Source organism: uncultured Sulfitobacter sp., assembly GCF_947502895.1.
Lineage (GTDB): Bacteria > Pseudomonadota > Alphaproteobacteria > Rhodobacterales > Rhodobacteraceae > Sulfitobacter.
On the sequence record NZ_CANNBM010000004.1, the window covers coordinates 1 to 17,796 of the forward strand.

10 protein-coding genes are annotated in these 17,796 nt (G+C 58.4%); 5 read left to right on the plus strand and 5 right to left on the minus strand.

Going from position 1 to position 17,796, the window contains the following annotated elements; genetic code table 11:
- Together Q0903_RS15095 and Q0903_RS15100 are read left to right on the plus strand one after the other, a co-directional pair.
- The coding region (locus Q0903_RS15095; protein WP_299416795.1) for a cadherin-like domain-containing protein at window positions 1–5,037 on the plus strand (5,037 nt) is incomplete at its 5' end.
- A 285-nt stretch (window positions 5,038–5,322) separates the two neighbouring features.
- A complete protein-coding gene (locus tag Q0903_RS15100; protein WP_366141507.1) occupies window positions 5,323–6,048 on the plus strand; it encodes a Hint domain-containing protein in 726 nt (241 codons plus the stop codon).
- Here the strand turns inward: Q0903_RS15100 and Q0903_RS15105 are convergent.
- Together Q0903_RS15105 and Q0903_RS15110 are read right to left on the minus strand one after the other, a co-directional pair.
- A complete protein-coding gene (locus tag Q0903_RS15105; protein WP_299416797.1) occupies window positions 6,041–6,646 on the minus strand; it encodes a nucleotidyltransferase family protein in 606 nt (201 codons plus the stop codon). The genes Q0903_RS15100 and Q0903_RS15105 overlap by 8 nt on opposite strands.
- The gene (locus Q0903_RS15110; RefSeq protein ID WP_299416799.1) at window positions 6,643–9,060 is read right to left on the minus strand and encodes an FAD-dependent oxidoreductase; all 2,418 of its coding nucleotides are present in this window, start codon (window positions 9,058–9,060) and stop codon (window positions 6,643–6,645) included. The genes Q0903_RS15105 and Q0903_RS15110 overlap by 4 nt, the downstream gene beginning before the upstream one ends.
- A gap of 139 nt (window positions 9,061–9,199) precedes the next feature.
- On the opposite strand from Q0903_RS15110, the gene Q0903_RS15115 reads away from it, so the two are divergent.
- Both Q0903_RS15115 and Q0903_RS15120 read left to right on the plus strand, forming a co-directional pair.
- Window positions 9,200–10,483 carry a DUF2254 domain-containing protein gene (locus tag Q0903_RS15115; protein WP_299416801.1) on the plus strand — a complete coding sequence of 428 codons (1,284 nt, stop codon included), beginning with the start codon at window positions 9,200–9,202 and terminating at the stop codon, window positions 10,481–10,483.
- A 103-nt stretch (window positions 10,484–10,586) separates the two neighbouring features.
- Entirely contained in the window at window positions 10,587–13,010 is a 2,424-nt protein-coding gene (locus Q0903_RS15120) for an FAD-dependent oxidoreductase (RefSeq protein WP_299416803.1), read from the plus strand.
- Between the two features lie 77 nt (window positions 13,011–13,087).
- On the opposite strand, the gene Q0903_RS15125 is transcribed toward Q0903_RS15120, so the two are convergent.
- On the minus strand, window positions 13,088–14,395 hold the full coding sequence (locus tag Q0903_RS15125) for an HlyC/CorC family transporter (RefSeq protein ID WP_299416805.1): 1,308 nt from the start codon (window positions 14,393–14,395) through the stop codon (window positions 13,088–13,090).
- 71 nt (window positions 14,396–14,466) lie between these two features.
- On the opposite strand from Q0903_RS15125, the gene Q0903_RS15130 reads away from it, so the two are divergent.
- On the plus strand, window positions 14,467–15,285 hold the full coding sequence (locus Q0903_RS15130) for a metallophosphoesterase family protein (RefSeq protein WP_299416807.1): 819 nt from the start codon (window positions 14,467–14,469) through the stop codon (window positions 15,283–15,285).
- On the opposite strand, the gene Q0903_RS15135 is transcribed toward Q0903_RS15130, so the two are convergent.
- Together Q0903_RS15135 and Q0903_RS15140 are read right to left on the minus strand one after the other, a co-directional pair.
- Window positions 15,222–16,199, minus strand: a complete 978-nt coding sequence (locus Q0903_RS15135) for a tyrosine recombinase (protein ID WP_299416809.1) — start codon at window positions 16,197–16,199, stop codon at window positions 15,222–15,224. The two genes, Q0903_RS15130 and Q0903_RS15135, sit on opposite strands and share 64 nt — an antisense overlap.
- Complete coding sequence (locus Q0903_RS15140) at window positions 16,196–17,794, minus strand: hypothetical protein (protein ID WP_299416811.1); 1,599 nt, start codon at window positions 17,792–17,794, stop codon at window positions 16,196–16,198. The genes Q0903_RS15135 and Q0903_RS15140 overlap by 4 nt, the downstream gene beginning before the upstream one ends.
- Between the last annotated feature and the right edge of the window lie 2 nt (window positions 17,795–17,796).

Consider the following 17,796-nt stretch of genomic DNA (forward strand, 5'->3'; position numbering starts at 1 on the left):
ACAGTGACCTTCACGCCAGCCGAGAACTTCACCGGCGAAGCGACGATCACCTATACCGTAACCGACCCGGACGGCGCGTCCGACACCGGCGAAGCCGTTGTCGATGTCACCCCTGTGAACGATGCACCCGACGCGGTGGACGATGCCGACACGACACCGTTTGCAACCCCTGTAACCGTTGATCTTCTGGCCAACGACACGGATGTGGACAACACGGCAGCAGAGCTGAGCGTTGTCTCGGCGACAGTCCCTGCGGAGCAGGGCACGCTGACGCCCAATGCCGACGGCACGTTCGAGTTCACGCCTGCAGACGGGTTCACCGGCGAGGCTGTGATCACCTACACGATCACCGATGGTGATCTGACGGATACGGCGATCCACACGGTGACTGTGGCCGAAGGCATCGGTCCCGAAGCGTTTGACGATGCGGCGACGACCCCCGAGGACACAGCTGTTGTGGTTGACCTGCGTGGCAATGACTTTGACGGCAATGATCCGCTGGAGGATCTGGTACTGTCGGACATCACGGTTCCTGCGGAGCAGGGCAGTGTTGTGGACAATGGCGACGGCACGGTGACCTTTACGCCAGCCGAGAACTTCAACGGCGAAGCGACGATCACCTACACGATCACGGATCCGACGGGTCTGAGCGACAGTGCCGAGGCGGTTGTGACCGTGACGCCCGAGATCGATCCGCCTGTTGCGGTCGATGACGCGGCGACGACGCTGGAAGACACGGCTGTTGTGGTTGATCTGCGCGGCAATGACACGGACCCTGACGATGCTGTCGAGGATCTGGTTCTGTCGGACATCACGGTTCCTGCGGAGCAGGGCACTGTTGTGGACAATGGCGACGGCACAGTGACCTTCACGCCAGCCGAGAACTTCACCGGCGAAGCGACGATCACCTATACCGTAACCGACCCGGACGGCGCGTTCGACACCGGCGAAGCCGTTGTCGATGTCACCCCTGTGAACGATGCACCCGACGCGGTGGACGATGCCGATACGACAGAAGAGAACACACCCGTAACGGTAAATGTTCTGGGCAATGACACCGATCCAGAGAATGATCCTTTGGAAGTAGTCGCCGCCACGAGCCCTGATGGGGAAGTAGACATCAACGACGATGGCACGCTGACCTTCACTCCAGCAGATGGTTTCACTGGCGAAGCTGTCGTGAACTATACCATTTCGGATGGTGACCTTACGGACTCTGCGATTTTGACGATCACGGTTGGCGAGAACTTTGCGCCTGTTGCGGTTGATGACGTTGCGGAGACGACGGAAGAGACGCCTGTTGTAATCGATGTTCTGGGCAATGACACGGATCCGGAAGATGATCCGCTGACCATCACCGAGGCAACCTCGGAGGACGGCGACGTCACCATCAACGATGATGGCACGCTGACCTTCACGCCAAACCCGGACTTCTTTGGCGAGGCTGTGATCGACTATACGATCACAGACGGCAATGGTGGCGAGGACGATGCGCGGGTCACGGTCACGGTTGAAAACGTGAATGATGCACCTGTTGCAGTGGACGACTGTGTCTCGACCCCCGAAGACACGCCGGTCACTATTCCGGTGCTGGCCAACGACACGGATGTGGACAACGATGCTCTGGACGTGATCGCGGCGACCAGCCCTGATGGCGACGTCACCATCAACGATGATGGCACGCTGACCTTCACGCCGAACCTGGACTTTACCGGCGACGCAGAGATCGCTTACACCATCTCCGATCCCGATGGCGAGACGTCCGACGCGATTGTCAAAATCTCGGTTGGTGAGGAAACCGATCCGCCCGTTGCGAACGATGACACGGCCGAGACGGATGAGGACACACCTGTCACCATCGACGTTCTGGGCAATGACACCGATCCTGACGGCGATCCGCTGGAAGTTGTCTCGGCGACCAGCCCAGACGGCGATGTCACCATCAACGACGACGGCACACTGGAGTTCACGCCGAACCCCGACTTCAACGGCCCGACCACGATCACCTACACCATCACCGATGGGAACGGTGGCGAGGACACGGCAACTGTTGATGTGACAGTGAACCCCGTCAACGATGGCCCGCTGGCCGAAGACGACAATGCGCAAACGCCTGAAGGTACGCCTGTCACGGTACCCGTATTGGTCAACGACAGCGACATCGAAGACGATCCGCTCACGATCATCTCGGCCTCCAGCCCCGATGGCGAAGTCACCATCAACGATGACGGCACACTGACGTTCACACCCGACGACGGTTTCATCGGCGAAGCACAGGTCAACTACACCATCTCCGATGGCGAACTGACCGACCCTGCCGTGCTGTTTGTCGATGTTGGTGAGGTTGATCCGGTTGCAGAGGATGATGTGGCCGAAACGCCAGAGGATACGCCGGTTACTATTCCGGTTCTGGCCAACGACACGGATCCACAGTCTGATCCGCTGACAGTGACCGAAGCGACCAGCCCCGATGGTGAGGTAACGATCAACGACGATGGGACCATTGTCTTTACGCCTGACGAAGACTTTAACGGGCCAACCACGATCACCTATACGGTCGCTGATCCAGACGGGAACGAGGACACGGCAACTGTCGATGTCAACGTGATCCCTGCCAACGATCCGCCTGTTACACAGGATGACGTTGCGGAGACCAATCAGGACGAGGCCGTTATCATCGACGTTCTGGCGAACGACAGTGACCCCGATGGCGACCCGTTGGTTGTACACTCGGCCAGTAGCCCGAATGGTGAAGTTGCAATCAACGACGATGGCACCATCACCTTCACGCCCGCACCAGGCTTTAACGGTCCTGCGGAAATCACCTATACCGTTTCTGACGGGCAGGGTGGCGAAACGCCGGGCACTGTTGATGTGATTGTCAGCGATGGTATCGTTACAGGCACGGACGGCGACGATCTCATTGACGGAGACTTTGACGAGGATCCCGAAGGTGACGTGGTTGACGGTGGCGATGGCTTCCTGCCAGGTGAAGGCCCGGAGGATGACATCATCAATGCAGGCGACGGTAATGACACTGTTATTGCTGGCGAAGGCGACGATGATGTGTCTGGTGGCACTGGCGACGACAGCATTGACGGCGGCACAGGCGACGACGAGCTTGACGGCGATGAGGGTAACGACACCCTGATCGGTGGCGAGGGCGACGATACGCTGAACGGCGGAGAGGGTGATGATACCCTTGAAGGCGGCCTTGGTGATGATGAGCTGAACGGCGATGAGGGTGATGACACACTGCATGGCGGCGAAGGCGACGACATCCTTGATGGCGGTGAGGGCGATGATAGCCTGAGCGGCGATGAGGGTGACGACACCATCGACGGTGGTGACGGCAATGATACGGTCAATGGTGGTGAAGGTGACGATGTCATCGACACCAGCGGCGGCACACCTTTGCCCGATCTTGGCTATGAGGGCGTGTTCCCTGCGGACCCTGACCCCGAAGATGACCGCGACAGTGTTGTGGGTGGCGATGGTAACGACACCATTACCACAGGCGACGACCGCGATACCATCGACGGTGGCGCAGGCGACGATGTCATCAACGCAGGCATCGACGACGATGATGTTGAAGGTGGCGAAGGCGATGATCGTATCGTAGGCGCCGAAGGCAACGACACCATCCTCGGTGGCGAAGGTAACGACACCATCTATGCCAACAACGACCCTGATCTGGGCCTTGATGCGCTGGAGATTGAAGACGACGGGTCCAACCCGCTCGGCCCCGATCTTGAGCCTGACAATGGCGACGATTTCGTCGATGGTGGTGCCGGTGATGATGTGATCTTTGGCGGTGACGACAATGATACATTGCTTGGCGGACAGGGTAACGACAGCCTTGACGGTGGCATCGACGATGACACGCTGCAAGGTGGTTCGGGCGACGATACGCTGATCGGTGGTCAGGGTGACGATAGCCTCGAAGGCGGCTCCGGTGACGACACTCTTGAAGGCAATATTGGCGACGACACACTGCGCGGCAATACGGGCGATGACTCGCTGCATGGCGGCGAAGGCGATGATCTTCTTGACGGTGGTCAGGACGATGACGACCTGAGCGGTGACGCGGGCGATGACACGCTGGAAGGCGCGCTGGGTGACGATACACTCAGAGGCGGCGACGGCGATGACAGCATCCTCGGCGGGTCGGGTGACGATCTGTTCCTTGGCGGTGATGGTGCTGACACCATGACTGGCGGCAATGATCGTGACATCTTCCGTGACGTGAATGCGGGCGATATCATCGACGGCTCCGAGGGTGGCGACGACTTTGACTGTCTTGAGCTTCCCGGTTCTGCGCCAGAAGGTGGTCGTTTCGAGGTCACGTATGATCCCGACAATGCCGAAAACGGTGTTGTTGACTACTTCAACGCCGACGGGTCCGATGCAGGCCAGCTGGTCTTCACGAATATCGAGAAGGTCGTTGTCTGCTTTACCCCCGGCACGCTGATCGCCACACCGAAAGGTGAGCGGAAAGTGGAAGAGCTGGCAGTGGGTGAGCGCATCATCACCCGTGACAACGGGATGCAGGAAATCCGCTGGATCGGGCATCGTCCGATGACAGGTGAGGAACTGGTTGCAAACGAACACTTGCGGCCGATCCTTATCCGTCAGGGTGCCTTGGGCAATGATCTGCCCGAGCGTGACATGATGGTATCGCCGCAGCACCGTGTGCTGGTGGCCAACGACAAAACGGCCCTCTACTTTGAGGAGCGTGAAGTATTGGTCGCGGCGAAACACCTGACGGATATGGAAGGGATCGACCAGGTAGATGTGTCGCAGACCACCTATATCCACATCATGTTCGACCAGCATGAGGTGATCCTGTCCGATGGTATCTGGACCGAAAGCTTCCAGCCTGGTGACAACTCACTGGCAGGTGTTGGCGATGCAGCCCGTGACGAAATTCTGGAACTCTTCCCGGAACTCGCCACACGCGAGGGTATCGATGCCTATGCGGCAGCCCGCAAGTCGCTGAAAAAGCACGAAGCCAAGCTGATCACCAAGAAAAGCTAGTACTTCCCAACAGAATTCCCCGAGGCGGGCCTGAAAAGGTCTGCCTCGGGGTCCACGTGTATGCAGCATCATTTGGGCGTAGTGACCCTGAGTGAGTGAGAGCGGAGTCGCAATGCGGCTCCGCTTTTCATGTATCTGTCGCGCTGTTTCCATATCGCGTGCAGTGATGTGATGGTTGGGTTAATTGTGTACAACACATTGAAAAATATGGTTAATATGTGGTAATTTGTTGTGTGGTCGCAGTGGGGAAGGTATGATCTGGCAGGTCTTGTCCAAGGAAACCTGATGACCCAGACACCGCTTCCATCGCATCCACGGTTGGTGATCGACCGTGATCCTCATGCGCCGCAAAATGGCGTTATGCGGTTTTTGGATGGTGCGGGCGTGCAGGTGGATGCAGTGCCTTTTGAGGGTGCCGATGCCGCATCGCCCTGCTTTACCCCCGGCACAATGATCGCCACGCCGCGGGGCGAAGTCGCGGTAGATCGGTTGGCCATCGGGGACCGCGTCATTACCCGCGACAACGGGTTACAGCATATCCGCTGGATCGGGCGCCGCGAGATGACACCGCGCGACTTCTATACAAACGAACATCTGGCTCCTGTGCGGATTGCAAAAGGGGCCTTGGGCAATGATTTGCCTGAACGTGATATGATGATCTCGCCCAATCACCGGATACTGGTTGCCAATGACAAAACGCCGCTGCATTTCGAAGACAGCGAGGTTCTGGTCGCAGCAAAGCACCTGACAGGGCTGAATGGTGTGGATGTGGTGCAGGATATGCCTACGACCTATCTGCATCTGATGTTTGACAACCATGAGGTGATCTTGTCGGACGGTACTTGGTCGGAGAGCTTTCAGCCAGATGTGCGCACATTGGTAGGGATCGGAAATGCCCAGCGGTTAGAGCTGTTGGAAGTATTTCCTGAGCTTGCGACACCTGAGGGATTGCGGGGCTATTCTGCGGCACGGCGTAGTGTCGCGCCCCGGGATCTGGAACCGGTTAAGTAGGTCTGCGCGCTGCGCGCCAGTTCTCCCAAGCCTCTGGCGTGTCAAGATCGGTGCGTGCATGATTGGCGGGCAGGGCGACAAGCTGTGTTTGCATGGCGTAGGTTTTGACCACATCACTGGCACCGCTATCCCCGCTGAGGGATTTCAAATCGTCAAATAGACTAGCGCGGAATACAACCGGATGGCCCATAGCGCCTCCACTGGTGGTGGCGCGCCAGATAAGGGTATCTGTTTTAACATCAACAGCTTGCAGGACGGTTTGCAGGTCATCCTGTGTTAGATCCGGCATATCTGCCAGCAGCAGCATAACCGCTTTTGTCTGTGCAGGAAGTGCCGCCAGCCCTGCGCGTAGGCTGGCGTTCATCCCTTCGGCTGCGTCAGCAACAGGCACCACAACTACATCCAGTCCCGCGAGCGCGTCATATCGCGGATGCGGCGCGCTTGGGAGTGCGACAAGCACCTCACATCCCAGTCCGAGTGCGCGCAGGGTCTGGCGACGCAAGAGTGGCGTGCCGTCGATCTCCTCCAGCAGTTTGTCGCGCCCCTGCATCCGGCGCGAGGCACCAGCAGCGAGGATGAGGACAGCGACATCGCTCATCCGCGCATCCGTGCGCCATCCGCATCAAACAACGGTGTGGTGATAAGGCGTGCGGGGCGCATCTGGCCCAGTATCTCGATCTCGACGGCCAGCCCGTCATTTGCCTGTGCCGTTGGCACAAACCCCTGTGCCACAGATTTTTGCGCGTAATGGGAGTAGCCACCAGAGGTACAGAACCCGATCACGGCACCGTCCAGCCAGATCGGCTCGTATCCTTGCACATCTGCATCTTCTGCATCCACTTCGAAGGCCACGAGTTTTCGTTCGGCGCCGCTTGCATGCTCGGCCTCGGCGGCAGCACGACCGACGAAATCGACGTTCTTTTTGAAGCTGATAAAGCGGTCCAATCCTGTTTCGGCGGCTGTGTAGTCGGGGCCGAATTCCAGCAACCAGCCGCCAAAGAACTTATCCAGACGCAAAGACATCATTGCGCGCATGCCGAACGGCGTCATGCCGTGGGGTTGCCCCGCCTCCCAAAGGGTGCGCCACAGCTGGCGTTGGGCCATTGCATCGCAGTAAATCTCATACCCCAGATCGCCTGTATAGCTGACCCGCTGCACCAGACAGTTGGTCATTCCGATGGTCATGGGGCGCACATCGAGAAACTTCATCTGTGATACGTCATCCAATGTGCAGGCTTGCAGCACTTCGCGTGCTTTTGGCCCTGCAATCTGGAACCCTGTGCGGCGGTCCGAGATATTCTCGACCGTGACGCCCTCCATCATATTTTGCGCGAACCAGCGGCTGTGATAGGCCTGTGCGCCATAAGACGCGGTCAGCTGGAACAGCTCATCCCCGAGGCAGGAGATTGTGAAGTCACCGATCAATCGCCCCTTGGGTGACAGCATCGGCGTGAGAGAAAGACGCCCTTGGGCAGGCACGCGCCCTGCCATAATCCGGTCCAGCCACGCGCGGGCATTCGGCCCCGAAACCAGATATTTACCAAAGTTCTGGACCTCATTGATACCGACCGCTTCGCGCACTGCGCGCACCTCGCGGCCTGTGGCGTCAAAAGCATCGGAGCGGCGGAAAGATGGCGTCTCGTACGCAGGCTCATCTGCTGTGGCAAAATAGTTAGGCACCTCCAGCCCGAACTGTTGGCCCCAGACCGCGCCCAGATCGCTAAAGATGTCGTACATCGGTGTGGTGTGATGGGGGCGGGCGGCTGGCAACTCTTCGTTCGGGTAGGCGACGGAAAAGCGTTTCTGATAGTTCTCGATTACCTTCGGCAAGGTGTAACCGGGGCTGATCCAGCTGCCGAAACGCGCCACATCCATCGCAAATACATCGCGCTCGGGCTCGCCCTCGATCATCCACTGGGCAAGGGTGAGGCCCACACCGCCGCCCTGGCTGAACCCTGCCATTACGCCGCAAGCGGACCAGTAGTTGCGCAATCCCGGCACAGGGCCGACCAGCGGGTTGCCATCAGGCGCAAATGTAAACGGGCCGTGGATCACGTTTTTAACGCCAGCGCGCTCCAGATCGGGGAAACGGCGGTACGCGAAGTTGATGCTTTCTTCGATCTTGTCGAAATCATCTGCCAACAGATCCTGACCAAAGCTCCACGGGGTGCCGCCCACAGCCCAAGGGCGGCAGGTTTGTTCATAAAATCCAATGCATAGCCCCATGCCTTCTTGGCGCAGATAGGATTCGCCCGCGGGGTCCATCACGTGAGGATGTTCGCGGCCCTCAGCCATCATCTCACGGATCATAGGTACTTCTTCTGTGACCAGATATTGGTGTTCCATCGGGTGCAGCGGTAAATAGACACCGGCCATTGCGCCCACTTCACGCGCCCAAAGGCCGCCTGCGTTCACCAGATGCTCTGCGTGGATTGTGCCTTTGTCGGTCACTACATCCCATGTCCCGTCTGCGCGCTGGTTTGTCTCTTGGACCATTGTGTGCGTTTCAATCGTCGCACCGCCCATCCGTGCAGCTTTTGCATAGGCGTGGGTGGTGCCAGAAGGGTCGAGATGCCCATCCAGCGGATCATAAAGCCCGCCAATGATACCATCCAGATTGGTCACAGGTGCTATCTTGGCGATCTCTTCTGGTCCGACAATTTCAGTCTCAAGGCCCATAAAGCGGTGCTTGGCACGTTCGGCCAGCAGCATATCAAAACGGTCCTGATTATCGGCCAGTGTCACACCGCCTACATGATGCAGCCCGCAGGACATGCCGGTGATCTCTTCCAGCTCTTTATACAGCTTGATCGTATAGCCCTGTAGGGCCGCCATGTTCGTATCGCCATTCAGCGTGTGAAACCCGCCCGCAGCGTGCCATGTCGAGCCTGAGGTCAGCTCGGAGCGTTCAAGGAGCATCACATCCGACCATCCGAGTTTGGTGAGATGGTACAGAACCGATGCGCCGACAACGCCGCCGCCAATGATCGCGACGCGGGTGGTTGTTTTCATGTGATGTCTCCCTTGGCTATTGCACCGCAGACAATGGTATCCGCGCGCGCAGGGCAAGTTGTTTCGCGACAGATTTTGTCGGTTCCGCGATGTGACTGCACAGACTGGCGCGTGGAAGTATCTGTGCTAGGTCTGGTTTATGGAGAATATGACTGCGTTGATCGCAACCGCCCTGAGAAAGACCCGCCTTTATGCACGTAAGCTATGGGTGCGTGTTGTGTTGCTGGGGCTGTTGGCCTTTGTGGCGACGGCCATTAGCCAATGGGTCGAAATCTATATTCCAACCGAACTGGCACAAAGCCTTGATGGTGGTGCTGCAGACAGGCTGTTGCAGTTGATCGCCTCGGCGATGCTGGCGGTCACGATCTTTTCGATCACGGTCATGGTATCGGTCTATCAATCCTCTTCTACCCAGTGGACGCCGCGGGTGCATCGCCTGATCATGCAAGACCGCACCACGCAGAATACGATGGCCGTATTCATCGGGGCCTATGTCTATGCGTTACTGGGTATCATCTTGAGGGAGTTGGGGATTTACGGCGATGATCGTGCCTTTGTACTGTTCTGGATGACGGTTTTTGTACTGGTCGTGATTGTCGTCTACCTGATCCGTTGGGTGTTGCATTTGCAGGGCTTTGGACAGCTGATGGATACCACCCGGCAGGTAGAAAATGTGACACGCGCGCAATTCAAAGACCGTCTTGCGCGGCCATGCCTTGGCGCGCGTCCGCTTACAGAGGACATACCCGAAGGCACCCGCGCCGTGCTGGCATGGGAGAGCGGGTACGTGAAACGCATATTCCCCGAGGCCCTGAACGCTGTCGCACAACAGCATGACGTGCGGATTTACGTGCCTACAAGCATCGGGCATTTTGTCTACGTGAACGCCCCGCTGCTGGAGGTCGAGAGTATTAGCGATGACCCTGACTGGGACACGCTATGCGCCGATATTCGTGAGACGGTACATCTGGGCGATTTGCGCGGATATGAGCAAGATCCCCGATTTGGTCTGATTGTGATGAGTGAAATAGGCTCCAAGGCGCTGTCGCCGGGCGTGAATGATCCAGGCACCGCAATTGACGTGATAACGCGGATCGGGCGAATACTGTCTGATTACAAGGACGAGGCTGCATGCACACCTGAAACCCTGTTGGCGCATCTTTACGTGGCGCCGCTTGATCCTGCTGATCTGTTGCGTGATGGGTTAGGGGCCGTGTCGCGTAACGGGGCAGGGACGCTGGAAGTGCAGCAAAGACTACAGCAGACCTATCGCGCGCTCATGCGCCACCCTGACGAAGGCTTGTCGCGCGCTGCTGCGGATATGGCCCGAACAGAACTTGCCCGTGCGTTGGAGGTGCTTACATTTGCGCCTGACCGCGAAGCCCTGATCGCTTCGGCTGACGAAGAAGTGCGGCCCGAATAGCCCCCTTGCAAAGCCGCGACATAATCTGTCGCAAAAGGCCTATCGGCCGCGCGGTTCGCACGCCACGTTGAGGGTGTAAATAACACTCAACAGGACCCATTCCATGCGCACCCATGCTCAGGCCGTCATCATCGGGGGTGGCGTTATCGGCTGCTCCATTCTGTACCATCTTACAAAACTCGGGTGGACAGATGTCGTACTGTTGGAGCGGGACGAGCTGACATCGGGGTCTACATGGCATGCTGCTGCCAATATCCACGGATTGCATGACAATAATAATATCACCCGCATCCAGAATTATACGATGGATCTATACAACGCGCTGGAGGCCGAGACCGGCCAGAGCTGCGGCGTCTTCCAACCTGGTAGTTTGTATCTGGCCCAGACAGAAGCGCGGGAGCACCAGTTGCGCTTGCAAGCGGCCAAAGCCAAATACTATGGGCTGAATTTCCATGAAGTAAGCCGTGGCGAGGCCGAGCGTCTGCATCCGTTGGTCGATTACGATGGCATCCGCTGCATCATGTACGAGCCCTCGGGCGGCAATGTCGACCCTTCTGGCGTCACCAATGCCTATGCGGCAGGGGCGCGGCAGAACGGGGCCGAGATTATCCGCTTTTGCCCCGTTACAGGGACTGAACAGCAAGCGGACGGTACATGGATCGTACGCACTGAAAAGGGGGATATTGCCACACAATGGGTGGTGAATGCAGCAGGACTGTGGGGGCGTGAGGTGGCAGCACTTGCCGGAATTACCCTGCCTTTGCAACCAACCGAACATCAGTATTTCGTGACCGAGACTATTGCGGAGATTGCAGGCCTAGATCGGCGTTTGCCCTCGGTCGCGGATCGCGATGGCGAGTATTATTTGCGTCAGGAGGGTAAGGGCCTGCTGGTGGGGGCCTATGAAAAAGATCTGGTGTTCTGGGCGGAAGATGGCACGCCACAGGGCTTTGGACATGAATTGTTTGCAGATGATCTGGAGCGGATCGAAGACAACATGATGCGCGCAATTTCGCGTGTGCCCGCTGTGGGCGAGGCGGGGATCAAACGGGTAATCAATGGCCCGATGATCTGGTCGCCGGACTCTAACGTGCTGTTTGGCCCTGTGCCCGAGTTGCGCAATTATTTTTGCTGTAACGGGATCATTCCGGGGTTCAGCCAGTCGGGTGGTATGGGCCTGCTGGCGGCTGACTGGATTGTCACAGGCGAGACACGCTATGACATGTTTGCATGGGATGTGGCGCGGTTCGGGGATTGGGCAGACAAGGCGTTTACCAAGGCGCGTGTCGGGGACCAATACGCCAACCGCTTCAAGATACACTTTCCCAACGAAGAACGCAGCGCAGGGCGTCCCGCCCGTATGCGCCCCATCCACGACACGCAGCGCGACATGGGGGCCGTGTTTGGTCTGAATTACGGGTGGGAACATCCGCTGTATTTTGGTGAAGAGGTCGGCGCGACAGACCAGACCCACGGGTTCACCCGCCAGCCGTGGTGGGATGTAGTGGGTGCCGAATGCAATATGCTGCGCGACAAGGCGGGCATCATCGACATCTCGAACTTCGCCAAATACCTTTGCAAGGGCGCGGGGGCCGAAGCCTGGCTCAACGCGCTTTTTGCCAACACCATGCCGCGCGAGGTCGGGCGATCGTGCCTGACGCCGCTGATTGGCAAGCGGGGCGGGATTGCGGGTGATTTCACAGTCACAAAGCTGGGTGAGGATGAATTCTGGATCATCGGCTCGGGCATGGCAGAGCGGTATCACCAGCGTTTCTTCAAAGAAGTGCCCTTGCCCGAGGGCACCACTTTCGAGAGCCGGACCGAAGCCATGTGCGGCTTTAACGTCGCAGGCCCCAAATCGCGCGAGATGTTGCAGCGTTTGACCAATACATCGCTTGCGACAGCTGATTTTCCCTTCATGCGCTCCAAATGGATCGAATTGGGCGGTGTGCGCTGTCTGGCGCTGCGGGTGTCATTCACGGGCGATCTGGGGTGGGAGCTACATTGTAGCGTGGACCATCAGGCGGCCCTTTATGCGGCATTGGTTGCCGCCGGCAAAGATGTTGGTGCAGGCCCTGTGGGCAGCCGTGCGTTGATGTCGCTGCGTGTTGAAAAGGGCTATGGATCATGGGGGCGTGAATATAGCCCCGAATACTGGCCTCAAGAGGTTGGACTGGCGCGTTTGTGTAAACTGGACAAAGCATTTCTGAACTGTGATGCGGTGACCGAGACAATGGCAAAGCCTGCTCGTGAAGAACTGGTTATACTGGCGCTTGACGCGCAAGAGACCGATGCGTCCAACGCAGATGCGACAGGGGGCGAGCCGATTTTCAAAGACGGTGTCGGGATCGGTCGCGTCACATCCGGCGCTTATGGCTATAGTGTCGGGATGTCGCTGGCGCTGGGATATGTCAAAGACGCTAGCGTGGGGGACATGGTAGAGGTGATGGTGCTGGGTGTTGCGCATAAAGCGACGGTTCTGGCGGAGCCGCCGTTTGACCCCAAGGGAATGCGCTTGCGCGCATAGGGGCGCTGCCCCGCCTTTGCCCATTCGGGCAAATACTCCCCGGAGGATTTACGGCCAAGAGAAATAGAGGTGCGGGACTAGAGCGGTCGCATTTTCAACTTGGTGATGCGGTTGCCTTCGCGTGCAAGTACCTCGAAACGGAAGCCGTGGAAGAGGAAGACCTGACCACGCGTGGGGATCATTTGCGCCTCATGGATCACAAGGCCTGCGACGGTGTTGGCCTCTTCATCAGGCAGGCTCCAATCATTCGCGCGATTCAGATCGCGGATGGTCATCGCGCCATCGACGAGGTACTGGCCGTCGCTGTCGGTTTTGACAGCGTGATCGGCCAATGGGTCAAATTCGTCTGTGATTTCGCCCACGATTTCTTCGAGGATATCTTCGAGGGTAATCAGCCCCTGAAGCGTTCCGTATTCATCCACCACCAGCGCAAAATGCGTGCGGCGGTGCAGGAATTGACGCATCTGCTCGTCCAGCGTCGAGGTTTCAGGTACAAAATAGGGCTCCATCGCCACATCTGCGATGTCGAATTTCTTGAGTGAGGCCGCATCGCCTTCAGGCCCGCCAATTAGTTTGTACATCGCGCGCAAAAGATCTTTGGCGTGGATGACGCCAATGATGTTTTCGGGCTCATTGCGGTAGACAGGAAGGCGAGTATGGTTGGATTGCAAACACTGCTCAAGGATATCGGCGGGGGCGTTGCTGGCGTCGATCATCTCGATGCCGGAACGGTGCAACATGATTTCCTCGACCACCCGTTCGCGTAGGTCGAGTGCGCCCAAGATACGGTCGCGGTCTTCCTTCTCGACCACACCTTCGGAATGGCCCAGTTGCAACGCGCCTGCGATCTCTTCGCGTACGGCAAGGATGTTGCTGTCCGGATCGACAGACACGCCCATCAGCCGCAACATGCCGCGTACCAACAGGCGCACCACGCTGACCACTGGTGCAAAGACCAGCACCACAATGCTTATGGGGCCAGAGACAAGGGCGGCCGCGCGTTCGGCGTTTGTGATGGCGTAGGTTTTCGGTAGTACTTCGGCAAAAATCAGGACCAGCAGCGTCATCACCAGCGTCGCAAGGGCAACCCCGCTTTCGCCGAAAAGGCGCGTGAACAGGGCCGTGGCCAGCGACGCGGCGAGGATGTTCACCAGATTGTTTCCCAACAGAACCGAGCCGATCAGCCGCTCGTTATCTTCGGTGATGCGCAAAGCACGTGCAGCACCGGCCGAGCCCTTGTCGGCCTGTGTGCGCAATTTGCCCCGCGAGGCGGCGGTCAGCGCAGTTTCGGAGCCTGAAAAGCAACCCGACAGTACGAGTAACAGCAAAATGATAGCAGTCGATATCCAGAACGCCGAGTCGACCGTTGCCTGTGGCATATCCATGTGGGAGACCTTTTTGATGATGGTGCTTCTGTTATGGGGGGGCTGATGGCTTCATTCAAGGAGGTGAGGGTGTGAAACACAGCGATTTAGGCGTGTTGAATGGCGATCTGCTGCTGTTTGGCGGCCCCTATAGCAATGCACAGGCAACCACAGCGTTGTTTGCGCAAGCAACGAAATTGGGCGTTGCTGCTGATCATCTGATTTGCACAGGCGACGTGGTGGCCTATTGCGCTGGCGCGGCTGCAACTGTCGATGCAGTTCGAGCGGCGGGCTGTGTGGTTGTGGCGGGTAATTGCGAGGTGCAACTGGCGCAAAATGCCGACGGTTGCGGCTGTGGTTTTGATGCAGGCAGCACATGCGATTTGCTGAGTGTCGCTTGGTATGCTTATGCGCGTGCGCAGCTGGACGATGTCGCACGGGACTGGATGGCGCGATTGCCCGATGTGGTAACATTCACCCATCATGGACGGCGCTACGGCGTGATCCACGGCGGGGCCACAGATGTGGCGCGCTTTATTTGGCAGACAGATGGATCTGCGGTCTTTGATGAAGAGTGGGACGCGCTGGAGCGGCTTGTCGGCCCTGTTGATTGTGTGGTGGCGGGGCATTCTGGCCTGCCATTCATGCGCCAGACAACGCGTGGTTTGTGGGTGAATACGGGGGTTATCGGGATGCCGCCGCACAATGGCGCGGCGCAGACACATTACGCGGTTCTCAGTGGTGGCAAGGTGGCGATCCACGATCTGACGTATGACGTTCCTGAGGCAATGGCGCATATGGAGGCGGCAGGTTTGCCATCAGAATACCGCTGCGCGTTAAATAGTGGCTACTGGCCGTCAGAAGATGTCTTGCCAGATGCTTTGCGAATGGCTGTCTCGGATAGGGGATGATGGTCGAGGACCAACTCTGACAAGCGGGCCTCCAGCACATGAGTGTAGATTTCGGTAGTGGCGACATCCGCATGGCCCAGCATGGTCTGGATCGCTCGCAGATCGGCGCCGCCCGCCAGCAGATGTGTGGCAAAGGCGTGGCGCAGTGTGTGCGGAGTGACTTTGCCTGGGTCCACGCCAGCAGCCACGGCGATTTCCTTGATTAGCAAATAAAAGCGATGGCGGGTCAGATGCCCGTCTTTGCCCCGCGAAGGAAACAGATAGCGCGAGGGTGGTAATTTTTTCAGCGCGCGAGCGGCTTCGGTCTCGTCGCGCAAGCGTATCCAAAGCGCCAGCGCGTCGCGGGCATCGGGCGACAGGGGCACCATGCGTTCTTTGCCGCCTTTACCAAGGATCAACAGCAAGCGGGGATCGCCGCGTGTTGCGCTGACGGGCAGACCGACCAATTCGCTGACGCGCATACCTGTCGCGTACAATAGCTCCATCAGGCAGGTGTTGCGCACGCGGTCAGTTGTATTGCGCCCTTGGCTGCGGGCCGCTGAAAGCAGGCGGTCCACTTCGTCAACGGACAGAATCTTGGGCAGGCGTTTGTCTTGGCCCGGGCCACTGATCTGAATCGCGGGATTATCGCTGCGCAGCCCTTCTTCGAATGCAAAGCGGTAGATTTGTTTGATTGCGGACAGGCGGCGTGCGCGGGTGGATTTTGCCAGCCCTTGTGCATCGCAATAGACCAGATAGTTTTCCACCTCGCTACGGGCGGCGGTCTCAAAGCTGTGGTTTTGGCGCGCGAGCCAGCTGTCAAAGTCTTTTAGATCACGGCCATAGGCCAGCAGGGTGTTCGTGGCAGCGCCCAGTTCGGCGGCTTGCGCTTCAAGAAACATGGATATCCATGACGAGGGTGCGCGGGCAGTCATAGCGAACGCTCCAGCAGCAGGATTTGCAGCGCGGTGCGACGGGCTGTGTCTTCGAGTCCCAAAGCGCGCAGCGTTCCCAACGCCTCGCGAAGTGCGCGGCTATCGCCGCGAATACCGTCGCGCAGGCTGTCCAATGTGGCTATCAGGGCCTCGCCCAAGCGGCCGTTCTTGGCCATCTCGATCCATTCATCGCGCGGCGCGGGGGCGGCGAAAGCGTCAAATATCGCACGGGGCAAGGCAGTGGTGGGGGCGTCTTTTGGCACGTCCCCTGTCGCTACGGCGCGGATAAGGTCTGTGTTCGGACCCAATGATAGCGTGTCGGGCAGATTGACTGCGACAGTTTCATAAGCGGGAGAGAGCAACCCTATGCGGGCTTGAACGCGTGCGGAGTTGCCTTTAAGTTCAAGGCCTTCCAGACGCGCTTGGAAGGCCGTTGCAAAGCTCACTTCAACGCCTGCGCGCTTCATCTCGCGCCAGACTGCGGGAAGGGTTTTGGCGACAGCATCGGCGCTGCTTGTCTCAAGGGCTGTGTCAAACCGCTGCACGGTGCGCACACGGTCCCATATCCCACCCGAAGCGGCAGGCTTTCTATCGGTATAAAGGCCCAACAACCGATTGTCGGGTAGCGCGCCTGCACGGGTCAAACGCTCGGCTGCTTCCAGCTGTGATTTCCAGCCGGCTATATCGCGTAGATCAGCCACCGCATAGGCGCGGGGCAAGGGGCCGGTGGGCAGCGCCTCTCCTATTGTTTCAAAAAGACGGAATATAAGCGGGTCTGGCTTGCGCGGAACGGGAAGGGGGGCTGCGTCCTCGAAGAAATCGGGGTTGAGGAACCTGTCCAGCACATCCAGCTTTTCCCGCGGCAGCAGCTTGAGCGCCTTGGCCGAGCCGAATGTGAGGGCAGCTGTATCCCAGTCGCCACCTCGTGCAGCACAGAAAATACGCAATCCCGCGTCTTGGGTAAGGTACGGGGCGCGTGACAATGCTCCACAGGCGGTGTCTTCGGTCCCCACCAACATGCTCAGCTGCGCCCAATCGTCGAAAAGGGTGCGGGATGTCGCGGCACCTGCCTGCTCGGCCAACGCGAGCGCCGGATCAACCGCGCCAAGGTCCATGAGTTTTTGCACACGCGCACGGGTCAGAATGTCTTGGGCCGCAGGATCACCGTTGGGTGCGGCCACTTCGGCCAGCAAAATCGTAAACAACAGCGCATTGGGGGCGGGCAATTCCAGCTCTGGCAGCGATTTGAGGCTGCGTGCAAGAGCGGCGGCATCACTGCGCGCCCATAAATCGGGCTTCATGCCTGTGATGGACGCGGGCACCAACCCTACGTTTCTTGGCGCGGCGGCATCAAGGGGAAGTGTGGTCACTGTTGGTGCTGTGGCGCTATCCGTGACTGCCGGCTCGTCTATGACTTTGGGTTTTTTGGAGGTCTGTTTTATCGGAGCGCGGGGCAGTTCGGCACGTGGGGACGGGCTATCAAGCCAATCAATAACCGATAAAGGGGCGTTTGTTTGTGCCACGGCGCTGCCTGCCACAGGCAAGAAAATGCCGATTGCCGCCGCGCGCCAGACAGACAAGGCTGAGCGGGCCATTG

What these genes read in the sequence shown, in the direction of transcription:
- Q0903_RS15100 (WP_366141507.1), top strand. Translation starts at nt 5,323, where the DNA reads ATGACCCAGACACCGCTTCCATCGCATCCACGGTTGGTGATCGACCGT.
- Q0903_RS15105 (WP_299416797.1), bottom strand. Translation starts at nt 6,646, where the DNA reads ATGAGCGATGTCGCTGTCCTCATCCTCGCTGCTGGTGCCTCGCGCCGG.
- Q0903_RS15110 (WP_299416799.1), bottom strand. Translation starts at nt 9,060, where the DNA reads ATGAAAACAACCACCCGCGTCGCGATCATTGGCGGCGGCGTTGTCGGC.
- Q0903_RS15115 (WP_299416801.1), top strand. Translation starts at nt 9,200, where the DNA reads ATGGAGAATATGACTGCGTTGATCGCAACCGCCCTGAGAAAGACCCGC.
- Q0903_RS15120 (WP_299416803.1), top strand. Translation starts at nt 10,587, where the DNA reads ATGCGCACCCATGCTCAGGCCGTCATCATCGGGGGTGGCGTTATCGGC.
- Q0903_RS15125 (WP_299416805.1), bottom strand. Translation starts at nt 14,395, where the DNA reads ATGGATATGCCACAGGCAACGGTCGACTCGGCGTTCTGGATATCGACT.
- Q0903_RS15135 (WP_299416809.1), bottom strand. Translation starts at nt 16,199, where the DNA reads ATGACTGCCCGCGCACCCTCGTCATGGATATCCATGTTTCTTGAAGCG.
- Q0903_RS15140 (WP_299416811.1), bottom strand. Translation starts at nt 17,794, where the DNA reads ATGGCCCGCTCAGCCTTGTCTGTCTGGCGCGCGGCGGCAATCGGCATT.